This window comes from Streptomyces musisoli (assembly GCF_016741855.1).
In the GTDB taxonomy this organism is placed as follows: domain Bacteria; phylum Actinomycetota; class Actinomycetes; order Streptomycetales; family Streptomycetaceae; genus Streptomyces; species Streptomyces musisoli.
Map to the genome: position 1 here is coordinate 135,119 of NZ_JAERRH010000008.1, position 16,269 is coordinate 151,387.

At 69.9% G+C, this 16,269-nt stretch carries 15 protein-coding genes and 1 tRNA gene; 12 read left to right on the plus strand and 4 right to left on the minus strand.

The window, feature by feature from the left end; translation table 11 throughout:
• Positions 1-9 precede the first annotated feature (9 nt).
• Positions 10-1,050, minus strand: coding sequence for an SMI1/KNR4 family protein (locus tag JK361_RS21975; protein ID WP_201820954.1), 1,041 nt, complete (start codon positions 1,048-1,050; stop codon positions 10-12).
• A 306-nt stretch (positions 1,051-1,356) separates the two neighbouring features.
• On the opposite strand from JK361_RS21975, the gene JK361_RS21980 reads away from it, so the two are divergent.
• Positions 1,357-1,872 carry a YwqJ-related putative deaminase gene (locus JK361_RS21980; protein WP_201820956.1) on the plus strand — a complete coding sequence of 172 codons (516 nt, stop codon included), beginning with the start codon at positions 1,357-1,359 and terminating at the stop codon, positions 1,870-1,872.
• A gap of 127 nt (positions 1,873-1,999) precedes the next feature.
• The gene (locus JK361_RS21985) at positions 2,000-2,530 is read left to right on the plus strand and encodes an SUKH-3 domain-containing protein (protein ID WP_201820958.1); all 531 of its coding nucleotides are present in this window, start codon (positions 2,000-2,002) and stop codon (positions 2,528-2,530) included.
• Positions 2,531-2,557: 27 nt separating this feature from the next.
• Here JK361_RS21985 and JK361_RS21990 read toward each other — a convergent pair whose 3' ends face one another.
• Complete coding sequence (locus tag JK361_RS21990) at positions 2,558-3,874, minus strand: sensor histidine kinase (RefSeq protein WP_201820960.1); 1,317 nt, start codon at positions 3,872-3,874, stop codon at positions 2,558-2,560.
• 166 nt (positions 3,875-4,040) lie between these two features.
• Between JK361_RS21990 and JK361_RS21995 the strand changes: the two genes are divergently transcribed.
• The 7 genes from JK361_RS21995 to JK361_RS22025 all read left to right on the plus strand — a co-directional run bounded on the left by JK361_RS21995 (position 4,041) and on the right by JK361_RS22025 (position 9,872).
• Positions 4,041-4,922, plus strand: a complete 882-nt coding sequence (locus tag JK361_RS21995; protein ID WP_201820962.1) for a hypothetical protein — start codon at positions 4,041-4,043, stop codon at positions 4,920-4,922.
• Between the two features lie 8 nt (positions 4,923-4,930).
• Positions 4,931-5,003 (plus strand) — tRNA-Gln (locus JK361_RS22000).
• Positions 5,004-5,116: 113 nt separating this feature from the next.
• Positions 5,117-6,565, plus strand: coding sequence for a bifunctional UDP-N-acetylglucosamine diphosphorylase/glucosamine-1-phosphate N-acetyltransferase GlmU (gene glmU / locus JK361_RS22005; RefSeq protein ID WP_201820964.1), 1,449 nt, complete (start codon positions 5,117-5,119; stop codon positions 6,563-6,565).
• A gap of 153 nt (positions 6,566-6,718) precedes the next feature.
• Positions 6,719-7,699: a ribose-phosphate diphosphokinase gene (locus JK361_RS22010; RefSeq protein ID WP_201820965.1), complete on the plus strand. Its 981-nt coding sequence runs from the start codon at positions 6,719-6,721 to the stop codon at positions 7,697-7,699.
• 205 nt (positions 7,700-7,904) lie between these two features.
• Positions 7,905-8,501 (plus strand): 50S ribosomal protein L25/general stress protein Ctc, encoded by a 597-nt coding sequence (locus JK361_RS22015; RefSeq protein WP_201820967.1) that lies wholly within the window; start codon positions 7,905-7,907, stop codon positions 8,499-8,501.
• Positions 8,502-8,710: 209 nt separating this feature from the next.
• On the plus strand, positions 8,711-9,313 hold the full coding sequence (gene pth / locus JK361_RS22020; protein WP_201821328.1) for an aminoacyl-tRNA hydrolase: 603 nt from the start codon (positions 8,711-8,713) through the stop codon (positions 9,311-9,313).
• Between the two features lie 52 nt (positions 9,314-9,365).
• Positions 9,366-9,872: a hypothetical protein gene (locus JK361_RS22025; protein ID WP_201820968.1), complete on the plus strand. Its 507-nt coding sequence runs from the start codon at positions 9,366-9,368 to the stop codon at positions 9,870-9,872.
• Positions 9,873-9,948: 76 nt separating this feature from the next.
• On the opposite strand, the gene ppc is transcribed toward JK361_RS22025, so the two are convergent.
• Positions 9,949-12,681, minus strand: a complete 2,733-nt coding sequence (gene ppc, locus JK361_RS22030) for a phosphoenolpyruvate carboxylase (RefSeq protein ID WP_201820969.1) — start codon at positions 12,679-12,681, stop codon at positions 9,949-9,951.
• Positions 12,682-12,991: 310 nt separating this feature from the next.
• Between ppc and JK361_RS22035 the strand changes: the two genes are divergently transcribed.
• Positions 12,992-13,999, plus strand: coding sequence for an acyl-CoA desaturase (locus JK361_RS22035; protein WP_201820970.1), 1,008 nt, complete (start codon positions 12,992-12,994; stop codon positions 13,997-13,999).
• Positions 13,996-14,673: a TetR/AcrR family transcriptional regulator gene (locus JK361_RS22040; protein ID WP_161294816.1), complete on the plus strand. Its 678-nt coding sequence runs from the start codon at positions 13,996-13,998 to the stop codon at positions 14,671-14,673. Before JK361_RS22035 ends, JK361_RS22040 begins: the two co-directional genes overlap by 4 nt.
• Positions 14,674-14,713: 40 nt before the next feature.
• On the opposite strand, the gene JK361_RS22045 is transcribed toward JK361_RS22040, so the two are convergent.
• Positions 14,714-15,610 (minus strand): methyltransferase domain-containing protein, encoded by an 897-nt coding sequence (locus JK361_RS22045; protein ID WP_201820971.1) that lies wholly within the window; start codon positions 15,608-15,610, stop codon positions 14,714-14,716.
• Positions 15,611-15,698: 88 nt separating this feature from the next.
• On the opposite strand from JK361_RS22045, the gene tamR reads away from it, so the two are divergent.
• A complete protein-coding gene (tamR, locus tag JK361_RS22050; protein WP_201820972.1) occupies positions 15,699-16,196 on the plus strand; it encodes a MarR family transcriptional regulator TamR in 498 nt (165 codons plus the stop codon).
• The last annotated feature ends 73 nt before the right edge of the window (positions 16,197-16,269 follow it).

The window sequence follows — 16,269 nt, forward strand, 5'->3', positions numbered from 1 at the left end:
GCCTGTAGCTCACTCCCCCACCGGGCCGGAAGACGCCGAGCCGGAAGACACCGGGACGACACGGGCGAAACCGCCGTCCACCATCAGATTGGCCACCGTCTCCAACTCCGGCGGACTGCCCGCCAGCCGGGACAGAAAGGCGTCGAAGTCGTCACCGCACGGCAGCAGCAGACGCTCCACCCGCTCCGCAGGCGACCACGACGGATCCACGTCCCGCACATCGTCGAACGCGCAGAACCACACCGTGCCGATCCGCTCGCCCTTCACCTTCACCGCGAGCAGCCCGCCCTGCACGAAACCCACACCCAGGTAGTCCTTCGTCAGATGGTCGCGCAGACACTTGTTCACATACACCAGGTCATTTACCGCCGCCTCGTCCCGCACCGTGAAGAACGGCTGGTCCACCAGCAGCCCCAACTCGGCGTCCAGGGCCGTGCCGACCGGCGCACAACCGCCCGCCGCCTTCAGGAACGAGCGATAGGCACCCGGCAGCCGGTAGCCGAGCTCCTCCTCGACCCCCTGCACCTGCGCCTCCGTCACCGCCACACCCGACTTCGGCAGCCCGAAATGCGCCGGCCGCGACTCCTGCAACGGCCGCGTACCGCGCTTGGCATGGTCCACCACCGTCGTCGCCAGCCCGCCGTGATGCCGCAGCAACGCCTTCACCTCGACCGGAACCAGCTCCAGCCGCCGCGTACCCACCACGTGATGCCACGTCCAGCCGTGCGGCGTCGCCACATCCGGCACCGTGTCCCACAACTCGTGCCCCGCCGCCGCCAGCGCGGCGTTCGCCGACACGTAGTCCGTCAGCCGCAACTCGTCGACACCGAAACCCTCCGGCGGCTCGGCGATCTCCACCGCCACGCGCGCGTACGGCGAGAAATCCGGATAACCACCCTCATCGACCCGTACCCCTCTCGGGTGACGTGCCGCCCGGACCGGATCCGGAAAGTGCACGACCTGCCCGGCGTAGGCCGCATTCGGCGGCGCGGCTTGTGCCCCGGCCTGGCGGCTGGGCGGCGCCCCCAGCCCGAGCCGACCTGTCGTCATGGCGGTTGCCCCCTGCGGCGTTCTCTCTGGCCTGAACGGCGGTGTCGATCGCGGATGCCGACAGCCTATGCGGTACACGAACCCCGGTCACCGGCCCACCACATCCCCGCGACCCCCGCCCTCCCGGCCGGACCAGAAGGATCCCGGCGAACGCTACGGAACCTCCCCACACCCCCGTGACCAGCCGTCACCCCACCGTCACGGCCTGCCCGGAACGGGCGTGTCGCAGCGCCCCAGCTTCCGCACCAGCCACGGCATTTGGCACCCTGTGTCCTTCGGGGGGATGCCCGGGGAGGAAAAACGATCATGAACGCGTTGCAGACCGGAGGTACCGACGTGCGGGCCGGCGACCCTCGCATCGACTGGAGCGGCACCGACACACCCCCCGCCCCGGCCCTCCGCCACCGCCGCGACGGCATCCTGCCCACCGTCGCCGCCGCCCTCTCCGTCCGCGGCGCCACCCTCACCGGCACCGCCGCCCGCAGCGACCAGCCCCCCGCCCTGCACCACCTCGTCCAGGACTTCCTCGACACCCTCACCAGCACTCAACGCGACCGCTTCACCGGCCGCTGCGCCGAGACCATCCTCATCTCCCGGCACATCACCACCGCCGACGCCGCCCGCAGCAAACGCGCCGCCCGCAAACCCATGACCAACGGCGAAGCCCGCAGAGCACTCAAGCACGCCAAACTCACCGCCCGCCGCATACGCGAGGACGGCGACCCCCTCCACGGCAGCTTCGCCACCCCCTGCCGCGCCTGCACCGCCCTCAGCGCCCATTTCGGCGTCCGCATCGTCGACCCCGCCGCAACCGGAGACTGACCACGCCCGTCAACCCCGACAGCACCCGTCAACCACCGGCACCACCGGCACCACCACGCAAACACCCGCACGCGCACGACGCACCACGAGCACCCGCACGCGCACGCGCACGACGAACGAAGGGCAGATGCACCCCGACCGCACCCCCTCCCCCCACCCCGGCCCCACCCGACCCGGGGGAACCACCACCCGCTTCCCCGTACCCGTCGACGCCGCCCTGCGCACCGCCGGCTGGCAACCCGGACGCTGGGACATAAAACAGGCCGAGATCTGGGCCGACACCCTGCGCGAACACACCTCACCCGCCGGCCACCGGCACACCGTCTTCCCCGCCGCCGTCGAAGCCTGGGCCGAATTCGGCGGCCTCCGCATCACCCCCACCGGCCCCGGCCGCCAGATCGCCCCCGCCACCCTCCACGTCGACCCCCTGCACGGCCTCCACCTCGCCCGCACCCTCGGCGACCTCGGCCGCGCCCTCGGCACCGAGCTGAGCCCCCTCGGCGAGGAAACCGACACCGCCGCCCTCCTCGCCATCGACGCCGAAGGCCGCGTCTACACCATCGACCACACCGGCGACTGGTACGTCGGCCCCGACATCGACCACGCCCTGTCCACCCTGATCAACGGCATCCAGCCGGCACGCCTCACCGCGAGCTGAACACCCGAGAACACCCGGCAGCCGGCCCTACACCGCCGGAATCACCGCCGACACCCGGAACCCGCCCGCATCCGTCGGCCCCGACACGAACACACCACCCAGCGCCACGACCCGCTCCCGCATCCCCACCAGGCCGTTCCCACCCGACGGCAGACCCGCCGCCGACGCCGACGCAGGCTCCGGCGGCGGCCCGTTCTCCACCTGCATCGCGATCTCCGACACCCGATGCGCCAACCGCACACGCGTCTTCGCACCCGCCGCATGCTTGTGGACGTTCGTCAACGCCTCCTGCACCACCCGGTACGCCGTCTGCTCGACCTCCGCCGCATACGGCCGCACCTCCCCCTCGACCGACAGATCCACCACCATCCCCGCGGCAGCCGACTGCCCGACCAACTCCTCCAGCTCGGACAGACACGGCCCCTCCGCCGCCCCCGCCTCCACGGCCGCCACCCTCGACGCCGCCTCCGCGGCCGCCTCACCGACCGCCGCCAACGGCACCGCCGCGGCACGCCGCTCCACGCCCTCCCCCGCCCGCAGCACACCGAGCATCTCCCGCAACTCGGTCAACGCCTGCCGCCCCATGTCCCCCACGAGCGCGGCGTTGCGCACCGCCTTCTCCGGATCCTTCCGCGCGACCGCCTGCAACGCCGCCGCATGCACCACCATCAGACTCACCCGATGCGCGACCACGTCGTGCATCTCCCGGGCGATCCGCGTCCGCTCCTCGTTACGCGCCCACTCCGCACGCTCCTCCGCCCGCTCCGCAAGCAGCTGAAGCTCCCGCTCCAGCGAATCCGCCCGCTCCCGCAGACTCTCCATCAACCGCCGCCGCGCCCCCACGTACAGCCCCAGCAGCACCGGTGGAGCCGTCAGCCCCAACGCCGTCGCGGCCGCCGCGAACGGCACGAACCAGTCACCCAGCGTCAGGTCCCCACGCGCCATGTCCTGCCGCACCCGCACGAACGTCACGATCGCCGTGCCCAGCAGCGACATGCTCGCCAGCGACCCGATGACCCGCCGCGGCAGCTCGCACGCGGCGAGCGTGTACAGGCCGACGACACCCATCAGGAAGCCCATCTCGGCGGGCGTGATCGCGATCGCCACCAATACCACGGCGAGCGGCCACTTCCGGCGCACCAGCAGCACCGAACCGGCGATCAACCCGAACACGATCCCCACGGACGCCGGGATTCCGGCATCGCGGGCAAACGGAATGCCCTCCGCGGCACACTCCACGGCGGACAACGCCGCGAGACTCCCGTCGAGCACCGCACTGCGCCACCTCGTCCACCACCATGGGCCGGTCAGAGCCCTTTCGTGGTCTTCCCCCGTCGTGGTCATGCCCCCAGCCTACGGGCGACGGGTGCGGCTTTTCCGGTGAGTTTCGCCTACCTCCACACACCACACTCCGTAATCGAATGGCCTCGAAACCGTCCAGCGTCGCTCGAACTGGTGAACCCTTCCCGTTCGACTCCGGAAGCGACCATTCCGGCCGGACGGTATGCACATGGCACATCCATATGGCAAATACGCCGACTTCGAGGGCCTGCGAGAACAGGCGGTCGCACTGCGACGGGACGGACTGAGCCGGCGGCAGATCCGCGACCGGCTGCACGTCGACAACAACGACATCCTCAACCGGTTGCTCGAAGGGGAGCCGGCGCCGGAGTGGACGAAGCGCCCCAACGCGAAAGACGACCTGCGGTGCAAGGCGCGGGAACTGCGAATGCAGGGCTGGACCTACGATCAGATCCAGGTGGCGCTGGGCTGCTCGAAGAGTTCCATCTCGCTGTGGGTGCGAGACCTGCCGAGGCCCGAACGGCGGGACCCGTCGGAACAAGCGAAGCTGGCGGCCCTGAAGCGCTGGGAGCACGAACTGGCGGTGCGGGACGAGGAACGCCGGAAGACCAAGGCGCTCGCCGCCGAAGAGATCGGCGTCATGTCGGAACGGGAGCTGTTCATGACGGGCGTCGCTCTGTACTGGGCCGAGGGCGCCAAGGACAAGCCGTATGCCCGACGGGAGAACGTACAGTTCGTCAACAGCGACCCGGGAGTGATCCGGATCTACCTCGCCTGGCTCGACCTGCTGGGCGTGGAACGCGAACGCCTCCGGTGTCGCGTCATGATCCATGCGACGGGCGACGTGGAGGGCGCCAAGCACTATTGGGCCGGCCTTGTCGGCATCGACGCACACGCGTTCCAGCGGACCACCATCAAGAAGCACAATCCGAAGACCGTCCGCAAGAATGTGGGCGAGAACTACCGGGGCTGTCTCGTGATCAGCGTCTTGCAGGGAGCAGACCTGTACCGACGCATCGAGGGCTGGTGGGCAGGCATGGTGGACGCCGCCTCAGGGATCACGGCACGGCCCTCCTCCGGTAAGGTCTGACGCAGCCATCCGCCATGGGGTAATTGGTAGCCCGCGGGACTTTGAATCCCTGTAGTGCTGGTTCGAGTCCAGCTGGCGGAGCTGCTCGGTTCGGGCCCTGACCGCACAGTCAGGGCCCGCACTCATATCCCCCGGATGTCCCCCCGGTATCCTGCGGCTGTCACCCCCACTCATCAAAGCCGAAGGGCAACCCCGTGAGCGCCATCCGCCCGGCCGCCGTCGTCGTTCTCGCAGCGGGTGAGGGCACCCGTATGAAGTCCGCCACACCCAAGGTCCTGCACGACATCTGCGGCCGTTCCCTGGTCGGCCATGTTCTGGCCGCGGCCCGTGAGTTGGACCCCGCGAACCTGGTCGTCGTCGTGGGCCACGCCCGTGAGCAGGTCACCGCACACCTGGCCGAGATCGACCCCGGCGTCCGGACGGCCGTGCAGGCCCAGCAGAACGGGACCGGCCACGCCGTGCGCATGGGCCTGGAGGAGCTGGGCGGTGCCGTGGACGGGACCGTGGTCGTCGTCTGCGGGGACACGCCCCTGCTGACCGCCGACACCCTCGCGCGGCTCGCCGGGACGCATCACGCCGACGGCAACGCGGTGACCGTGCTCACCGCCGAGGTGCCGGACGCGACCGGCTACGGCCGGATCGTGCGGGACGACGCGACGGGTGCCGTCACCGCGATCGTGGAGCACAAGGACGCGACCGACGCCCAGCGGTCGATCCGTGAGATCAACAGCGGTGTGTTCGCGTTCGACGGGCAGCTGCTGGCGGACGCGCTGAAGAAGGTGCGGACGGACAACAGCCAGGGTGAGGAGTACCTCACGGACGTGCTCGGGATCCTGCGGGAGGCCGGGCACCGGGTGGGGGCCTCGGTGGCCGGCGACCACCGTGAGATCGCCGGGATCAACAACCGGGTGCAGCTCGCGGAGGCGCGGCGCATTCTGAACGACCGGCTGCTGACGCGGGCGATGCTGGACGGTGTGACCGTCGTGGACCCGGCGTCGACCTGGGTGGATGTGACGGTGACCTTCGAGCGGGACGTCGTCGTGCACCCGAACACGCTGCTCATCGGGTCGACGCAGCTCGGTGAGGGTGCGGAGGTGGGTCCGAACAGCCGGCTGAAGGACACCCGGGTGGGTGCGGGGGCGCGGGTGGACAACACGGTGTCCGATGGTGCCGTGGTGGGCCCGGGGGCCGGTGTGGGGCCGTTCGCGTATCTGCGTCCGGGGACCCGGCTGGGTGCGAAGGGCAAGATCGGGACGTACGTGGAGACGAAGAACGCCTCGATCGGGGAGGGCACGAAGGTGCCTCATCTGTCGTACGTGGGGGACGCGACGATCGGTGAGTACTCGAACATCGGCGCGGCGAGTGTGTTCGTGAACTATGACGGTCAGGACAAGCACCACACGACGGTGGGGTCGCATTGCCGGACCGGTTCGGACAACATGTTTGTGGCTCCTGTCACGGTGGGGGATGGCGCCTACACCGCGGCCGGGTCCGTGATCACGAAGGATGTGCCGCCTGGTTCGCTGGCCGTGGCCCGTGGTCAGCAGCGGAATATCGAGGGTTGGGTGGCCCGGAAGCGTCCGGGGAGCGCGGCGGCGAAGGCTGCCGAGGCGGCGTCCCGGCAGGGTGATGGCGAGGACTGACCGGAAACGGGTGCGCCAAACACGGCGTACCGTGATAAGTGCACATCCGCACGTGTGCGCCCGCACCCTTACCAGCTGATTCGGCCTCTCATGCCCAGCCGAGAGGTCGCCGAGCAGCCGGCTGGCTGAGACAACCTCTGAGGAGACTGTGCTGTGACCGGGATCAAGACGACCGGCGAGAAGAAGTTGATGTTCTTCTCCGGCCGCGCCCACCCCGAGCTTGCCGAGGAGGTCGCCCAGCAGCTGGGTGTCGGGGTCGTCCCGACGAAGGCCTTCGACTTCGCGAACGGTGAGATCTATGTCCGTTACCAGGAGTCGGCTCGTGGTGCGGACTGCTTTCTGATCCAGAGCCACACGGCTCCGATCAACAAGTGGATCATGGAGCAGCTGATCATGATCGACGCGCTGAAGCGTGCGTCGGCTCGTTCCATCACGGTGATCGTGCCGTTCTACGGTTACGCGCGGCAGGACAAGAAGCACCGGGGTCGTGAACCGATTTCGGCGCGTCTGATCGCGGATCTGATGAAGACGGCGGGGGCGGACCGGATCCTGACCGTGGATCTGCACACGGACCAGATCCAGGGGTTCTTCGACGGTCCGGTGGATCACCTGTTCGCGTTGCCGCTTCTGGCGGATTACGTGGGCGCCAAGGTGGACCGGGAGAAGCTGACGGTCGTGTCGCCGGATGCGGGTCGGGTGCGGGTGGCGGACCGGTGGTGTGACCGGCTCGGTGCGCCGCTGGCGATCGTGCACAAGCGGCGTGACAAGGACGTGGCGAACCAGGTGACCGTCCACGAGGTGGTGGGTGAGGTCAAGGGCCGGGTGTGTGTCCTCGTGGACGACATGATCGACACGGGTGGCACGATCTGTGCGGCGGCCGATGCGCTGTTCGCGCACGGTGCGGAGGATGTCATCGTGACGGCGACGCATGGTGTGCTTTCGGGTCCGGCCGCGGATCGGCTGAAGAACTCCCGGGTGAGTGAGTTCGTGTTCACGAACACGCTGCCGACGCCGGCGGAGCTGGGCCGTGATCTGGACAAGATCAAGGTGCTGTCGATCGCTCCGACGATTGCGAGTGCGGTGCGTGAGGTGTTCGAGGATGGTTCGGTGACCAGCCTCTTCGACGAGCAGTGAGGTTTCTGCTCGGTCGTCGCCGGCGTTAGCCGTTGATCCTTTTGAGTGCGGCCTCCCCCTCTGAGTAGACTGGCGCAGTTGCTCGGCGAGGGAGGCCGTGTTCGTTCATGCGGACGCGGCGGTCCGTTATCGACGCGCTCTTCGTAGCAGGCCGTTCGTGGCCGGGTGACCACGTCCGTTCCAGTTTCTACGAGGAGTGATCCACATGTCCGAGGTGAAGCTCGCCGCCGAGACCCGTTCCGAGTTCGGCAAGGGTGCGGCTCGTCGCATCCGCCGTGACAACAAGGTTCCGGTCGTTCTGTACGGTCACGGCACCGACCCGGTGCACCTGACCCTGCCGGGTCACGAGCTGCTGCTGGCGCTGCGTACGCCGAACGTCCTGATCTCCCTGGAGATCGACGGCAAGGCCAGCGAGCTGGCGATTCCGAAGGCCGTGCAGCGTGACCCGCTGAAGGGCTTCCTGGAGCACGTCGACCTGCTGCTGGTCAAGCGTGGCGAGAAGGTCACGGTCGAGATTCCGGTGCACACCGAGGGCGAGCTGGCCCCGGGTGGCAACCTGCTCGAGCACGTGCTGAACGCGCTGCCGGTCGAGGCCGAGGCCACGCACATCCCCGAGTCCGTCACGGTCTCCGTCGAGGGCCTGGAGGCCGGTGCCTCCGTCCACGCCAAGGACATCAAGCTCCCGGGCGGCGTGACCCTGGCCGTCGAGGAGGACGCCGTCGTCCTTCAGGTCCTGGCCGCGCAGGCGGAGGAGACCGCGGGCGAAGAGGCCGCCGAGGGTGAAGAGGCCGCCGAGGCCTGAGTCCGGCCGGCGGCTCGGCCGCGGCTGTCGTGAGCGTGTTTCGAGGCGCCCGGCACTGCGGGCTGCGCCCACCTTTCCCCGGTCTCGGCTTCGCCCGAGCGGGGGGACCACCATCGCCGTGCGGAGCGATTGCCCACAGCGGTAGCCATACGGCTTCAGCCGCTGCTTCCCTTGGGGGGAGCAGCGGCTGTTGCCTTGCATGAGGAGACATCGACGTGACCACTCCCGCCACCGGCCCCTGGCTCATCGTCGGGCTCGGCAATCCCGGTCCGGAGTACGGCATGAACCGGCACAATGTCGGCTTCATGGTGGCCGACCTGCTCGCGGAGCGGATCGGGGGGAAGTTCAAGCGGGCGGGGAAGGCGCAGGCGCAGGTGCTGGAGGGGCGGATCGGTCCGGCCGGGCCGGCGAGCCGTCGGGTGATCGTGGCGAAGCCGATGTCGTACATGAATCTGTCCGGCGGTCCGGTGAACGCGCTGAAGGATTTCTACAAGGTGCCGGTGGCGAATGTCGTGGCGGTCCATGACGAGCTGGACATCGATTACGGCACGTTGCGGTTGAAGCTGGGTGGCGGGGACAACGGGCACAACGGTCTGAAGTCGATGTCGAAGGCGATGGGGCCGGATTATCACCGGGTGCGGTTCGGGATCGGCCGGCCGCCGGGGCGGATGCAGGTGGCCGACTTCGTGTTGAAGGATTTCTCGTCCACCGAGCGCAAGGAGCTGGACTGGTTCGTGGACCGTGCGGCGGATGCGGTGGAGTGTCTGGTGATCGAGGGGCTGGAGCGGGCGCAGAGCACGTACAACTCCTGACTTGTCCGCCCAGGACGCCCCCGCGAGTTGACCGGTGGTAGGGGTATGGCCAATGATCCCGGCCATGCCTGCCACAGCCAGTACCGCCCGTCAGGCGTCCGTGTCCGCGCTGCGGTTCGGGCGGGTCGCGGCGATGGGTGCGATCGCCGCGCTGATCGTGTTCGCCGGGGTGTGGGGTTCCTGGGGGACCGCACAGCACGTGATGCTGACCAAGGGGCGCGAGCGGGGCACGGTCCGGGTGACGGAGTGCGCGGGGGATGTGTGCAGCGGGCCGTTCACGCCCGGGTCGTCGGGGGCGCGGGCCCGTACGCGGGTGGAGATCGAGGAGTCGGTCGCGGTGCGTGCGGGGACGACGTACGACGTGGTGCTGAAGCCCGGTGGCGGGGACGCGGTGCGGTCCGGTCCGGCGGGGATCCTGTTCGCGTGGGTGCCGCTGGGCGGGGCGCTGCTGCTGGCGTCGGTGGTGGTCGCGGGTGGGATGCGGCTGGTCCGGCCGGCGTGGGTGCTGGCGCTTGCGGGGGCGGGGCTGCTGACGGTGACGTTCGTGGCGTTGCAGTAGCCGGGCTTGTGGTGGCCGTGGGACGAGGGTGCCCCCGGGGTCGTACGACCTCGGGGGCACCTTGTGTCTGTGCGGGTCAGCCGGTGTTGCGCAGGCCGGCCGCCACGCCGTTGACGGTGAGGAGCAGGGCGCGGGAGAGCAGCGGGTCGGGGGCGGTGCCCGCGGCGGCGGCGTCGCGCTGCCGCTTGAGCAGGGTGACCTGGAGGTAGGAGATCGGGTCGAGGTAGGCGTCGCGGATGGTGAAGGTCTGCTTGAGGTCGGGCTGGGCGTCGAGGAGTTCGGTTTCGCCGGTGACCTTGAGGACCTCGCGGACCGTCAGCTCGTGTTCGGCCTTGATGGTGTCGAAGACGTGCTTGAGTTCGTCGGGGACGAGGGTGTCGACGTAGTGCTGGGCGATGCGCAGGTCGGTCTTGGCGAGGGTCATCTCGACGTTGGAGATGAAGTTCCGGAAGAAGTGCCACTGTTCGTGCATCTCGCCGAGCACGGTGTCCAGGCCGGTGTCGCGCAGCGCCTTGAGGCCCGAGCCCACGCCGAACCAGCCGGGGACGATCTGCCGGGACTGGGTCCAGCCGAACACCCACGGGATGGCGCGCAGGCCGTCGAGCGAGACGCCCGAGCCGGGGCGGCGGGAGGGCCGTGAGCCCAGGTGCAGCTCGGCGAGCTGGTCGACCGGTGTGGAGGCGAGGAAGTACGTCGGCAGGTCGGGGTCCTCGACGAGCCGGCGGTAGGCGGCGTGGGCGGCGTCGGAGACGACGTCCATGGCGGCGTCCCAGCGGGCGAGGGCCTCGTCGGACTGGCGGGGGGCGGTGTGCAGGGCGGAGGCCTGGAGGGTGGCGGCGACGGTCAGTTCCAGGTTCTCCCGGGCCAGCGACGGGATGAGGTACTTGTCGGAGATGACCTCGCCCTGTTCGGTGACCTTGATCTCGCCCTCCAGGGTGCCCCAGGGCTGGGCGAGGATGGCGTCGTGGGAGGGGCCGCCGCCGCGGCCGACGGTGCCGCCGCGGCCGTGGAAGAGGCGGAGGCGGACGCCGTAGCGGTGGGCGACGTCGCGCAGTCGGCGCTGGGCGCGGTGGATCTCCCACTGGCTGGTGGTGATGCCGCCGAACTTGGAGGAGTCGGAGTAGCCGAGCATGACCTCCTGGACGTCGCCGCGCAGCGCGACCAGGCGCCGGTAGGACGGGTCGGAGAGCATGTCCTCGAGGATGGTGTCGGCGGCCTTGAGTTCGTCGGTGGTCTCCAGGAGGGGGACGATGCCGATCTTCGCCCAGCCGGCGTGCAGGTCGATCAGGCCGGCCTCGCGGGCGAGGACGGTGGCGGCGAAGACGTCGTCGGCGCCCTGGCACATGGAGATGATGTAGGACTCGATGACCTCGGGGCCGAAGACCGCGAGGGCCTTCTTGACGGTCTCGAAGACGCCGAGGGTCTTCTGCCCGGCGGCGTCGACGGGTGCCGGGGTCGGGGCGAGGGGCCTGCGGGAGCGGAGTTCCTTGGCGAGGAGCTTGGCGCGGTACTCGCGGGGCATGTCGGCGTAGCGCCAGGATTCCTCGCCGAGCCGGTCGAAGAGCTGGCCGAGGGCGTGGTGGTGGGCGTCGGCGTGTTCGCGGACGTCCATGGTGGCGAGCTGGAGGCCGAAGGCGGCGAGGGTGCGGATGGTGCGGGCCAGGCGGCCGTCGGCGAGCAGGCCGCCGCGGTGTGCGCGCAGGGAGACCTGGATGATCCGCAGGTCCTTCAGCAGTTCGCCGGTGCCGAGGTAGTCGCGGCCGGTCTCGTGGGGGGTGCCGGTGGCGAGGCGCTGCTTGGTGTTCTCGAGCTTCTGCCGGATGCAGGTGGCCTTGAGCCGGTAGGGCTCTTCGGCGTTGAGGCGCTTGTAGCGGGGGCTGATCTCGGGGAGCCGGCCGAGGTCGGCTTCGAGGGATTCCAGCAGTTCGGGGGTGGCTCCGGCGTAGCGGATGGAGTTGGAGAGCAGGCCGCGCAGTTCGTCGATGGTCTGGAGGGCGTCGTTGATGCCGTGTTCGTGCTGGAGGATGAGGACGTCCCAGGTGACCTGGGGAGTGACGTTGGGGTTGCCGTCGCGGTCGCCGCCGATCCAGGTGCCGAAGGTGAGGGGGCGGGTGTCGTCGGGGAGCTTGACGCCGACGCGCTCCAGTTCCGCGGTGAGGTCCTCGAGGACGTCGCCGACGGCGTCGGCGTGGAGTTCGTCGAGGTAGTAGATGGCGTTGCGGGCCTCGTCGGCGGGCTCGGGGCGTACGACGCGCAGTTCGTCGGTCTGCCAGACGAGGTCGATGTTCTCGGCGAGGCGGGTGTCGTGGCGGCGGCGGTCGGAGACGAGGACGGGGGTGTCCAGGAGCGCGGCGATGCGCCGGAGCTTGTTGAGGACCGAGCGGCGTGCGGCCTCGGTGGGGTGGGCGGTGAAGACCGGGCGGACGTTGAGGTGCCGGACGGTCTGCTGCAGGTGCTCGGGGTCGGCGTCCTTGAGGCGGTCGGCGGTGCGGGCGAGGAGGCCGCCCTCGGCGGCGCGCCGGGCGCGCAGCTCGCGTCCGCGGTGCACCTGTTCGGTGATGTTGGCGAGGTGGAAGTAGGTGGAGAAGGCGCGGACCAGCTTGGCCGCGGTCTCGAGTTCGATGCCGCGCAGCAGCTCGGCGGCGGCGTCGCCGTCCTCGCGGGTGAGGCGGCGGACCTTCTCGACCAGTTCGAGGAGCTCGGGGCCCTCCTGCCGGACGAGGGTCTCCCCCAGGAGATCACCCAGCCGGCGGATGTCGGCGCGCAGCTCGCTGCTGATCGTGGTGGTCTGGTCGTCGGCACTGCTCACAGGTGCGGCTCCTTGCAGTGTTGAAGCTCGTCTGGAGGGGAACCCGGCCGGCTGCCGCGCGGCGGGCGCCGCATACGGGCCGGAGCGTCCGGGAAGGAAACTTCAGCGGACCGCGCTGTCCGACCGAGTCCAAGGATAGGTGGCGATGTGGACGCGCAGGGTCTGGGGCTCTTGCCGCCGCCTGTCACGCTGCCATACTTACGTCGCCGTAGGTTACGGAACCGTAGGGAAGAGCGTCGAGTTCCCGTTCGGTGCCGGCGGCCCCGGCGTCTGACTCGACCCTCGACCTTCGACCCCACAGGGGACGCGCATGACCTCAAGTTCCGATGTGATCGACGAAGCCCGTAAGGCCACCGACGCAGCTCTTCCCTCCGCCACGCTGGGCGGTGAGCAGAAGCGGTCGATCGAGCAGATCACGCTGCTGCTCTTCATCACCGTGCCCTTCCTGGCGCTGGTGGCGGCCGTGCCGCTGGCCTGGGGCCGGGGGGTGAGCTGGCTCGACGTGGGCCTGCTGGTGTTCTTCTACTTCCTGGGGTGCCACGGCATCACGATCGGTTTCCACCGGTACTTCACCCATGGTTCGTTCAAGGCCAAGCGGCCGCTGCGGATCGCGCTGGCGATCATGGGTTCGCTGGCGGTCGAGGGTCCCCTGGTGCGCTGGGTGGCCGATCACCGCAAGCACCACAAGTTCTCCGACGCGGAGGGTGACCCGCATTCTCCGTGGCGGTTCGGTGAGACGGTTCCGGCGCTGATGAAGGGCCTGTGGTGGGCGCACATCGGCTGGCTGTTCGATGAGGAGCAGACCCCGCAGGAGAAGTACGCGCCGGATCTGATCAAGGATCCGGCGATCCGTGCGATCTCCCGCCAGTTCGTCTTCTGGACGGCCCTCTCGCTGGCGTTGCCGGCGCTGATCGGCGGTCTGGTGACGATGTCGTGGTGGGGCGCGTGCACGGCCTTCTTCTGGGGTTCACTCGTGCGGGTGGCGCTGTTGCACCATGTGACGTGGTCGATCAACTCGATCTGTCACGCGGTGGGCAAGCGGCCGTTCAAGTCGCGGGACCGTTCCGGCAACGTGTGGTGGCTGGCGGTCCTGTCGTGCGGCGAGTCGTGGCACAACCTGCACCATGCCGACCCGACCTCGGCGCGGCACGGCGTGATGCGCGGCCAGATCGATTCGTCGGCTCGTTTCATCCGCTGGTTCGAGCTGCTCGGCTGGGCGTACGACGTGCGCTGGCCGTCACGCTCCCGTATCGATTCGCGGCGCAACACCGGGGACGGCGGCTCCCGGCGCCGGAGGGAAACCGCAGAGGCGGCATGATTGACGCCGTGGCGACCGACTCCAGCAGCACTTCCAGCAACGACAAACCGCGGCGGACCCGCCGGACCCGCATGACCGGTGCGGAGCGCCGCCAGCAGCTGCTGGAGATCGGTCGCACCCTTTTCGCGGCGAAGGGCTTCGAGGGCACGTCGGTCGAGGAGATCGCGGCGAAGGCCGGGGTGTCCAAGCCGGTGGTGTACGAGCACTTCGGCGGCAAGGAAGGGCTGTACGCGGTGGTGGTGGACCGCGAGATGCGGCGGCTGCTGGACATGGTGACCGGCTCGCTGACCGCCGGTCATCCGCGCGAGCTGTGCGAGCAGGCCGCGTTCGCCCTGCTGGATTACATCGAGGAGTACACGGACGGCTTCCGGATCCTGGTCCGGGACTCGCCCATCCCGCAGTCCACGGGGTCCTTCGCGTCGCTGATCTCGGACATCGCCACCCAGGTGGAGGACATCCTGGGCCGTGAGTTCAAGAGCCGGGGTTTTGATCCGAAGCTCGCCCCGCTCTACGCCCAGGCCCTGGTCGGCATGGTCGCGCTGACCGGTCAGTGGTGGCTGGACGTGCGCCGCCCGAAGAAGGCGGAGGTGGCGGCGCACCTGGTGAATCTGGCGTGGCACGGTCTGGACGGGCTGGAGCAGAAGCCGCGGCTGATAGGCCACCGCAAGAGCTGAGGCTCGCGCGCGGCCGGTTCCGGGCGGGCGACGAGCGTTCTCATCCCTCCTTCACGGCCACGGCGAACAGCCGGCGGAACGGCATGACGGTGCCGTACGGCGCGCCGGGGTAGGCCTTGCGCAGCAGGTCCCGGTATTCGGTGAGGAACGCGTCGCGCGCTTCGGGGTCGTCGGCGAGTGCGGTCAGGGCGGGCCGCAGGCCGGTGCCCTTCACCCAGTCGAGGACCGGGTCCTCGCCCTGCAGGACGTGGAAGTACGTGGTCTGCCACACGTCGGCGGTGCAGCCGAGGCGGGCGAGGCGGTCCAGGTAGGCGCCGGGGGTGTGCACGGAGTCGGTGTGGCGCAGGACGTCGGCGAGGCGGGCGCGCCAGCGGGGGCCGGCGGCGAGTTCGCGCATCAGGGCGTGCAGCGGGGCGTCGATGTTGTCGGGGACCTGGAAGGCGAAGACGCCGCCGGGTCGCAGTGCGGCGGTCCAGCCCTCGAAGCGGTCGGCGTGGCCCGGCACCCACTGGAGGGTGGCGTTGGAGACGATCAGGTCGTACGGCTCCTCGGGCGACCAGGTGCGCAGGTCGGCGTGGGCGAAGTCCAGCCTGCCGCCTCGGGGGGTGGGTCCCTCGTGGTCGACGTGGGCCTTGTCGAGCATCTCGGGGGAGTTGTCGTACCCGGTGATGTGGGCGGTGGGCCAGCGGTCGGCGAGGAGGACGGTGACGTTGCCGGGGCCGCAGCCGAGGTCGGCGATGCGGGGCCGGTCCGCGGTCGGGTCCGCGGTCCGGCCCTCGGTCCGGTCCTCGGTCCGGTCCGGGATCCGGTCCGGGATCCGGTCCGGGATCCGGTCCGGGATCCGGTCCGGGATCCGGGCGAGGAGGTCGGCGAAGGGGCGGGCCCGGTGGCCGGCGTGGCGAAGGTACTGGGCGGGGTCCCAGGTGGGCTGCGTCATGCCTCCACTGTCCCCGCCCGTTTCTCTCGATGTCAAGAGACTCGACATCAAGAGACTTCATGTCGACACAACCACTACACTGATCTCCATGGAGGACGAGGTCGATCGGCTGGTCGCAGCGTGGCGCCGGGAGCGTCCGGACCTCGACGTGGAGCCGCTGGAAGTGCTGAGCCGGGTGAGCCGCCTCGCCCGGCATCTGGATCGCGCCCGCCGGCTCGCCTTCGCCGAGCATCAGCTGGAGCCCTGGGAGTTCGACGTGCTGACCGCGCTGCGGCGCGCGGGCACGCCGTACCAGCTCTCCCCCGGCCAGCTGCTGACGCAGACACTGGTCACTTCGGGCACGATGACCAACCGGATCGACCGGCTGGCGAAGAAGGGCCTGGTGGAGCGGCTGCCCGACCCCAGCGACCGGCGGGGTGTACTGGTGCGGCTGACCGACGTGGGCCGGGATCGCGCGGACCAGGCGCTGGCGGGCCTGCTGGAGCAGGAGCGGGCGATCCTCGCCGAGCTGTCCCGGGCCCAGCGCGCGGAACTGGCCGGCCTGCTGCGCCAGCTGACCGCTCCGTTCGACAACATCCCCGGTTAGGGCGCCCCGCCCACCAGGCGGATCCCGCCGAGGACGCGGGGCTTGCGCGCGCTCCCGAAAGGGGGCGCTCCCG

Excerpts from the sequence above, each read along its gene's own strand:
- JK361_RS21975 (WP_201820954.1), bottom strand. The coding sequence starts at position 1,050 with ATGACGACAGGTCGGCTCGGGCTGGGGGCGCCGCCCAGCCGCCAGGCC.
- JK361_RS21980 (WP_201820956.1), top strand. The coding sequence starts at position 1,357 with ATGAACGCGTTGCAGACCGGAGGTACCGACGTGCGGGCCGGCGACCCT.
- JK361_RS21985 (WP_201820958.1), top strand. The coding sequence starts at position 2,000 with ATGCACCCCGACCGCACCCCCTCCCCCCACCCCGGCCCCACCCGACCC.
- JK361_RS21990 (WP_201820960.1), bottom strand. The coding sequence starts at position 3,874 with ATGACCACGACGGGGGAAGACCACGAAAGGGCTCTGACCGGCCCATGG.
- JK361_RS21995 (WP_201820962.1), top strand. The coding sequence starts at position 4,041 with ATGGCACATCCATATGGCAAATACGCCGACTTCGAGGGCCTGCGAGAA.
- JK361_RS22015 (WP_201820967.1), top strand. The coding sequence starts at position 7,905 with ATGTCCGAGGTGAAGCTCGCCGCCGAGACCCGTTCCGAGTTCGGCAAG.
- JK361_RS22025 (WP_201820968.1), top strand. The coding sequence starts at position 9,366 with ATGATCCCGGCCATGCCTGCCACAGCCAGTACCGCCCGTCAGGCGTCC.
- JK361_RS22035 (WP_201820970.1), top strand. The coding sequence starts at position 12,992 with ATGACCTCAAGTTCCGATGTGATCGACGAAGCCCGTAAGGCCACCGAC.
- JK361_RS22040 (WP_161294816.1), top strand. The coding sequence starts at position 13,996 with ATGATTGACGCCGTGGCGACCGACTCCAGCAGCACTTCCAGCAACGAC.
- JK361_RS22045 (WP_201820971.1), bottom strand. The coding sequence starts at position 15,610 with ATGACGCAGCCCACCTGGGACCCCGCCCAGTACCTTCGCCACGCCGGC.
- tamR (WP_201820972.1), top strand. The coding sequence starts at position 15,699 with ATGGAGGACGAGGTCGATCGGCTGGTCGCAGCGTGGCGCCGGGAGCGT.